Genomic DNA, 6,759 nt, shown 5'->3' with positions numbered 1-6,759 from the left:
ACATCGCCGCCGGCGAGCGCTCCTGGAACAAGTGCCGCGCCTGCCATCAGATCGGGGAGGGCGCCAAGAATGGAGTCGGTCCGCACCTCAACGGCCTGTTCGGCCGGCACACCGGCGAGGTCGAGGGCTACAGCTATTCGGCTGCCAACAAGTCAGCGAACCTGACCTGGGACGAGGCGGTCTTCGCCGAATACATCAAGGATCCGCGCGCCAAGATCCCGGGCACCAAGATGGTGTTCGCCGGCATCAAGAACGAGAAGGAAATCGCCGATCTGACGGCCTTCCTCAAGCAGTTCGGCAAGGACGGCAAGAAGCTCTGAGCCCCTGCCGCCGGCCGCGCTTCAGGCCGGCTGGACGAAGCGATAGGCCGCGCCCTGCTTCTCGACGCGGCCGATCGCCCCCGGCAAATGGTAGCCGATGATGCGGGCCTTCTCCGCAACGGCGCGCTCCAGCAGGGCGCGGCGCGTCGCGATCGCCCGCTCGGGCTCATGGTCGGAAGCCGGGCGCCAGTCGGGATGGGCGAACGAGATGACGGGATGCGTCAGCGCATCGCCGAGGACGAAAACCGGGCCCTGCGCATCGCTGAAGACGAAGGAGACATGGCCGGGCGTATGGCCGGCCGTGGAAATGGCAGTGACCCCCTGCACCCACTCCTGACCGGCGGTGCGCGTCTCCAGCCGGTCGCCGAGTTCCTTCAGAACCCGCTGCGCGCCCGCGGCGAAGGCGTGCCGGTCCTCCGGCAGTCCCTCGTAGACTTTAGGGCTCGTCCAGTAGGCGACCTCGTCCGCGCTGGCGAGCCAGCGCGCATTGGGAAAGAGCGGTGTGTCGAAATCGTCCAGCGCACCCCAGAGATGGTCCGGGTGCAGATGGGTGAACAGCACATGGGTGACGCTATCGGGCGCGATGCCGGCCGCCTCCAGGCTTCCCGCGAGCTTGCCGGTGCCGGGCAGGAAATTCGCACCCGAGCCGCAGTCGAACACGATCGTCTGGTCGCCACGCTTCAGACAGGTGACGTTCAGCACCGTCGTCAGGGGACCGGACAGTTGGGCAGTGCTCCTGATTGTCTCGGGTTCGACGTCGCGGGCCAGCATGGCGGCAGGCATCTCGAAGCCGCCATCGCTGAGGACTGTGAGGGCGGGTTCGCCGCTGCCACCGCGGGCGACCACCTGCGCCGGTGCCGGCTTGGGCGCAGCGGGCAGCAGCAGCGCCGCCCCACCCGCGAGAACGCCGCGCCGATCGATCATCGAACCCTCCCGACATTATATCGTTATATCCGAATGTATCGACTTTTCCCGGCCGTGCAAGGCAGCTGTGGGCTGTCAGAGACCGATCAGGCCGTGCCTCGCGGAGGCGATCTTGGCGTGGTGTCACCCGGGGGCTTCCGGCCGATGTCGTTCCCGCCTCGCCAGGATGGCCGCCCGGCACGCACGCTGTCGTCGAGCGGGGTCAGTGCAAGCGGAGGTGATATGCAAAATCGGGCGTTGCGGGGCGGTCGCGATCAATTTCAATAATACATCGTTCAAGGGCGCCCCGTCGCGGATGAGGAGCGTCTGCAATTCAATTGACTTTGTGGAGGAATATCTCGGTGAAATTCATCAACAGACGTCGTTTGCTCAAGGGTGCGGCCGCCGGTGTGACCGGCTTGATTGTCGCGCCCGCCATCGCCCAGTCGAAATACCCGTCACGGCCTGTCACGCTGGTCTGCCCATGGGGCGCGGGCGGCGGCACGGATGCTGTCGCCCGCATCATCGCGGCGCTCCTGGAGAAAAGCCTCGGACAGCCGTTCAACGTCGTGAACCGCACCGGAGGATCGGGGGTGGTCGGCCATTCGGCCTTCGCGACCGCCGCGCCGGATGGCTACACGCTCGGCATCATCACCTCCGAGATCGCGATGATGCATCATCAGGGCCTGACGCAGCTGACCTATGCGAGCTATACGCCGCTGGCGCTGATGAATGACGATCCGCCGGGCGTCCAGGTGAGGGCGGATTCGCCCTACAAGGACGTCAACCAGCTCGCCGATGCGATCAAGGCCGCGCCCGCCGGCAAGTTCAAGGCTTCCGGAACGGGGCAGGGCGGCATCTGGCACCTCGCTCTGGTCGGCTGGATGCAGGCGATGGGGCTGAAGCCGGATCACGTCGCCTGGGTGCCGTCGAACGGGGCGGCCCCCGCCATGCAGGATCTTGCGGCGGGCGGCATCGACCTCGTCACATGCTCGGTCCCCGAGGCGCGTGCGATGATCGATGCCGGACGCGCAAAGTCGCTCGCCATCATGGCGTCGGAGCGCAACCCGCAGTTCAAGGACGTTCCGACCTTGAAGGAGGCCATGGGGCTGGAGGTGCCGCTGGGCTCCTGGCGCGGCATCGGCGGGCCGAAGAACCTTCCGCCGGAAATGGCCGCGCTGCTCTCCGCCGAGCTCAAGAAGATCTACGACTCGAAGGAGTACAAGGACTTCATGAACTCGCGCGGCTTGACGATGAAGTACGCAGACGCCGCTGCCTTCGGTTCGTTCATGGCCGAGAGCGACAAGGCGATGGGCGCTTTCATGAAGGCGGGCGGGCTCGCCAAGGGCTGACGCACCGCAGATCGAATATGGGGAGAGGCCTTGGCGGCCTCTCCCCAGCGATCGCCGAATCCGCTTCGGGCCGTGCCGCCGCTGCCGCTTCTCGCGGCTTCGGCCACCAGACGGTGCCGGATCAGATTGCGCCAAGAGCAGCCAAGACGCGACCGGCGCTGGGCAGGCCTTGCGCCCAACCGCCGCGATCGAGCTGCGATCAAACTGTCAGGACGACTTTCGCAGCACCCACACGGCCGGCATCGATTGCCGAGAAAGCCTGCGCGCCGTCGCTGAGCGAGCGGTGCTCCGTCCAGCCGAGATCGCCGAGATGGCCGAGGGCGAGCGCTTCGACGGCCTGCGCGAAGTCGGTCGGCGTGTAGCAGTAGACGCCGGCTAGCGTGATCTCCTGGAGAGTGAGCTTGCGGACGTCCAGGCCGCCTGCGCCGGGCAGCAGACCGACATGGACGATGACCCCGCCGGGGCGCACCATGCGGCAGGCTGCCGCCCGCGTCGCATCGGCGCCGACGGCATCGATCACGAGATCGGCGCTGTTGTCGTCCGGTTGGTCCTCGCCGGGACAATAAACGCCGATCGCTTCCGCCAGCACCGTTGCGCGACGCTGCGGGTTGGTTTCGCCGATGACGAGGTCGCGGGCGCCGAACAGCCGCGCGACCAGTGCGGCCGCCAGCCCGATCGCGCCCCCGCCGAGCACCACGACCTTGCAGGCCGCGAGCGGCTGGTGCAGGCGCTGCATCCCGATCCGCACCGCATGCCAGGAGACGGCGACGGGCTCGGCCAGCGCCGCATGAGCGATCAGCATGGCGTCAGGGACTGGCGTCAGATTGCGAAGCGGAATCCGCACCAGCTCCGCGAAGGCGCCGGGCCGTGGCGGCATCGAGATGATCTGCCGCGTCGGCGAGAGATGCCAGCGCCCCTCGATCGCATAGGGGCAGGCCGGGTCGACCACGAGCGGATTGATGGTGACGCGCTCGCCCGCACGCGGCCCCGTCGCGATTCGCCCCGCCGCCTCGTGGCCGAGGATCAGCGGCGGCGGGCGGCGCGCATCGAAGCCGTGATAGGCGTGCATGTCAGAGCCGCAGATGCCGACCGCCTCGACCCTGACCAGAACCTCGTCGGCCTGCGGCACGGGATCCGGCTCGTCGCGGAAGACGAGGCTGTTGGGACCGGTATAGACCAGGGCCTTCATGCGGCGACCCTCCTCATTTGGCGGTGAAGCCGCCATCGACGGCCAGGGTCTGGCCGGTGACATAGGCCGAGGCCGGCGAGGCCAGGAAGACCGTGGCGCCGGCGAGATCGTCGAGCTCGCCATTGCGGCCGATGGCGGTCTGCGCCGCGTTCTTGGCGGCGCGCGCGGGATCGGCGAAGACGGGCGCCGTCAGCGGCGTCGGGAAGAAACCCGGCGCGATCGCGTTGCAGGTAACGCCATGGCGCGACCATTCCTCGGCGATCGCCCGCGTCAGCTGGACGACGCCGCCCTTCGCCGCACCATAGGGCGCGCAGTCGGGGAAGGCGCGGTAGCTCTGCAGCGAGGCGATGTTGACGATGCGGCCATAGCCGCGCTCCGCCATCCCCGGTGCGAAAGCCTGGGTCAGCAGAAAGGGCGCGCGCAGATGCACCGCCATATGCAGGTCGAAAGCCTCGGCCGAAACCTGCATGAAGGGTTGCCGCAGATTGAGCCCGGCGACGTTGACGAGGATGTCGATGGTCCGCCCCAGCCGCTCGCAGGCCGCCGCCAGGGTGGCGCCGGCCTCCGGCGAGGCGAGATCGGCGGCGATGATGTCGGCCGCGATGCCGTCCGCCCGCAGCCCTTCGGCCGCCTCGCGCAGTGCCTCTTCCCTCCGTGCGACGATGACCAGATGCGCGCCCGCCAGACCCAGCGCGCGGGCCATGGCGAGCCCGATGCCGCTGTTGCCGCCGGTGACCAGCGCCGTCTTGCCGGTGAGGTCGAAGAGAGAGGTCAGCCGGAACATCCCTCAGACCTCGACCGGCGTGCCGAGGTCGACATTCGAGCCCGGCGCATATTTGGCCATCCGCGCGTCGCTGGTGCGAGCATGGGCCTCCATGCCCTCCAGCCGCGAGATCCGGGCCGAGACGGGGGCGATGCGCTGGCAGGCGGCACGGTCCATGCGCTGCCAGGTCAGGGGCTTGAGGAACTTGTGCACCGACAGCCCGGCCGAATAGCGGGATGCGAATTTGGTCGGGAGGATGTGGTTGGGGCCCGAGACCTTGTCACCGAAGGCGACATTGGTCTCCTCGCCGAGGAAGAGCGAGCCGTAATTGCTGAGATGGGCGTGCCACCAGTCGAGTTCGCCGCAATGCACCTCCAGATGCTCGCAGGCGTAGGCGTCGGAGACCGCGACCATCTCCTCGCGGCTGTCGCAGAGGACGATCTCGCCATAGTCGCGCCAGGCGGCGCCGGCAGCATCGCGCGCCGTGGGCGGCAGGTTGGCAATCAGCTCCGGCATCAGCCTGGCGACCTCGTCGGCGATGCGGCGCGAGGAGGTGATCAGCCAGGCCGGGCTTTCATGGCCATGCTCGGCCTGGCCGACGAGATCGGTCGCGACGATCAGCGGATCGGCGCTGTCGTCGGCGATCACGGCAACCTCGGAGGGGCCGGCGAAGACGTCGATACCGACCTTGCCGAACAGCATGCGCTTGGCCTCGGCGACGAATTTGTTGCCGGGACCGACGATGATGTCGGCCGGCTTGCCGGTGAACAGCCCGTAGGTCATGGCCGCGACGGCCTGGACGCCGCCCAGGCACATGATGATGTCCGCGCCGGCCACCGTCAGCGCATAGAGCACATGCGGGTGGATGCCCTGGCCGCGGAACGGCGCCGAGCAGGCGACGACGGTCTTGACGCCGGCGGCCTTGGCCGTGGCGACGGACATATAGGCCGAGGCGATGTGGGCGTAGCGGCCGGTCGGCACATAGCAGCCGGCCGTGTTCACCGGCACGAGCTTCTGCCCGAGATGCAGGCCGGGCGAGATCTCCAGCGAAAAATCCTGGCAGGAGGCGCGCTGCGCCTCGGCGAAGCGGCGCACCTGGCCTGCGGCGAAGCTGATGTCGTCCTTGACGGCCTGCGGCACGTCGCGGATGCGCTCGGCGATGGCGGCCTCATCGAGGACGATCGGCCCGTCCCATTTGTCGAGCTTGAGGGCATAATCCTTCACCGCCTGCTCGCCCCCGGCCTCGATTGCGGCGAGCATCTCGGTCACGACCGCACGTGCGGTGTCGGTTTCCGTTTCCGGCGTCTTGGTCGCGGTCTTGAGATGGGTGATGGCCATGGCTTGAGGTCCGCTTCGGAGCGCAGGGAGGTGGTGGCGGTGACGCCTTGGAAGACGTCACCGCAGCGGTCGGTCGATCGTGAGCCCGTTACTTCTTGTCGAATTCGGTCGCGAAGGCCTTGAGCTTGGGGTCGGCGGCGACGCGCTTCAGGAAGTCGTCGGTGACGTAGCTCTTCGCGTCCGGGTTGGAGGGAATAGTGCCGACCTCGGTGATGAACTTGCCGATCTCGGAGAACCAGCCATCCACCGTCGAGGCTCCGGAGGCCCGCGCCATCAGCTTGAGCTGCTCGTCGAGGCCGAAGGTCGGGCGCAGCGCGAACTCCTGGTCCATCGCCTTGGGAGTCACCTCGAGCCCGCCCTGCTTGTAGAAGTCGAGCGCGAGCGTGCGCGCCTCGGCCGGATTGGCCTTGGCCCAGGACCAGCCGCGCAGGAAGACGGCCAGGAACTTCGCCACGTCGTCCGGACGCTCCTTGGCGAAATCGCCGCGCACGATCAGCGCGCCGGGCACGATCGCGTTGGCATCGGCACCCGAGCAGAGATATTTGGCGTTGGCGCGCTCTTCGAGCGTGTAGGTGTTGGGCGCCCAGACGCCCGCGACATCGCCATTGTTGGAGGTGATCGCGGTGATGATCTGGGCCTGGCCGAGATTTACGAACTGCATGTCGCTCTGCTGCAGGCCGAACTTGGTCAGGCATTTGCGCGCCGCGTAATCCACCGTGGAATTGGTGGTGAGGAGAAGCTTCTGGCCCTTCAACAGCTTGGGATCGGCCTTGATCGCGTCGAACTTGTCGCCGCGCACCATCATCGCATTGGTCTTCGACTCGTCATTGGTGAGGCCGATGGTGAGGATGTTGAAGCGCACCGCGCCGAGCACGGCGGGGACCGAGCCGGTAC

At 67.6% G+C, this 6,759-nt stretch carries 7 protein-coding genes; 2 read left to right on the top strand and 5 right to left on the bottom strand.

The window, feature by feature from the left end; all coding sequences use genetic code 11:
* Positions 1–2: 2 nt before the first annotated feature.
* Complete coding sequence (locus AX750_RS07675; RefSeq protein ID WP_082737697.1) at positions 3–320, top strand: cytochrome c family protein; 318 nt, start codon at positions 3–5, stop codon at positions 318–320.
* Between the two features lie 21 nt (positions 321–341).
* Here the strand turns inward: AX750_RS07675 and AX750_RS07670 are convergent, their stop codons facing one another.
* Positions 342–1,244: an MBL fold metallo-hydrolase gene (locus AX750_RS07670; protein WP_066720927.1), complete on the bottom strand. Its 903-nt coding sequence runs from the start codon at positions 1,242–1,244 to the stop codon at positions 342–344.
* 350 nt (positions 1,245–1,594) lie between these two features.
* On the opposite strand from AX750_RS07670, the gene AX750_RS07665 reads away from it, so the two are divergent.
* On the top strand, positions 1,595–2,575 hold the full coding sequence (locus tag AX750_RS07665; RefSeq protein WP_066720932.1) for a tripartite tricarboxylate transporter substrate binding protein: 981 nt from the start codon (positions 1,595–1,597) through the stop codon (positions 2,573–2,575).
* A 199-nt stretch (positions 2,576–2,774) separates the two neighbouring features.
* Here AX750_RS07665 and AX750_RS07660 read toward each other — a convergent pair whose 3' ends face one another.
* The 4 genes from AX750_RS07660 to AX750_RS07645 all read right to left on the bottom strand — a co-directional run.
* Positions 2,775–3,764: an alcohol dehydrogenase catalytic domain-containing protein gene (locus tag AX750_RS07660; protein WP_066720925.1), complete on the bottom strand. Its 990-nt coding sequence runs from the start codon at positions 3,762–3,764 to the stop codon at positions 2,775–2,777.
* A 13-nt stretch (positions 3,765–3,777) separates the two neighbouring features.
* Positions 3,778–4,548, bottom strand: a complete 771-nt coding sequence (locus tag AX750_RS07655; protein WP_066720923.1) for an SDR family oxidoreductase — start codon at positions 4,546–4,548, stop codon at positions 3,778–3,780.
* Between the two features lie 3 nt (positions 4,549–4,551).
* Entirely contained in the window at positions 4,552–5,865 is a 1,314-nt protein-coding gene (gene hisD, locus AX750_RS07650) for a histidinol dehydrogenase (RefSeq protein WP_066720921.1), read from the bottom strand.
* An 88-nt stretch (positions 5,866–5,953) separates the two neighbouring features.
* The coding region (locus AX750_RS07645; protein WP_067253843.1) for an ABC transporter substrate-binding protein at positions 5,954–6,759 on the bottom strand (806 nt) is incomplete at its 5' end.

The organism is Methylobacterium sp. CCH7-A2 (genome assembly GCF_001557075.1).
Classification (GTDB): Bacteria; Pseudomonadota; Alphaproteobacteria; order Rhizobiales; family Beijerinckiaceae; genus Allobosea; species Allobosea massiliensis.
This window is presented reverse-complemented; position numbering and strand designations above follow the sequence as displayed.

Coding starts and splice junctions, on each gene's coding strand:
- AX750_RS07670 (WP_066720927.1), bottom strand. CDS start 1,244: ATGATCGATCGGCGCGGCGTTCTCGCGGGTGGGGCGGCGCTGCTGCTG.
- AX750_RS07660 (WP_066720925.1), bottom strand. CDS start 3,764: ATGAAGGCCCTGGTCTATACCGGTCCCAACAGCCTCGTCTTCCGCGAC.
- AX750_RS07655 (WP_066720923.1), bottom strand. CDS start 4,548: ATGTTCCGGCTGACCTCTCTCTTCGACCTCACCGGCAAGACGGCGCTG.
- hisD (WP_066720921.1), bottom strand. CDS start 5,865: ATGGCCATCACCCATCTCAAGACCGCGACCAAGACGCCGGAAACGGAA.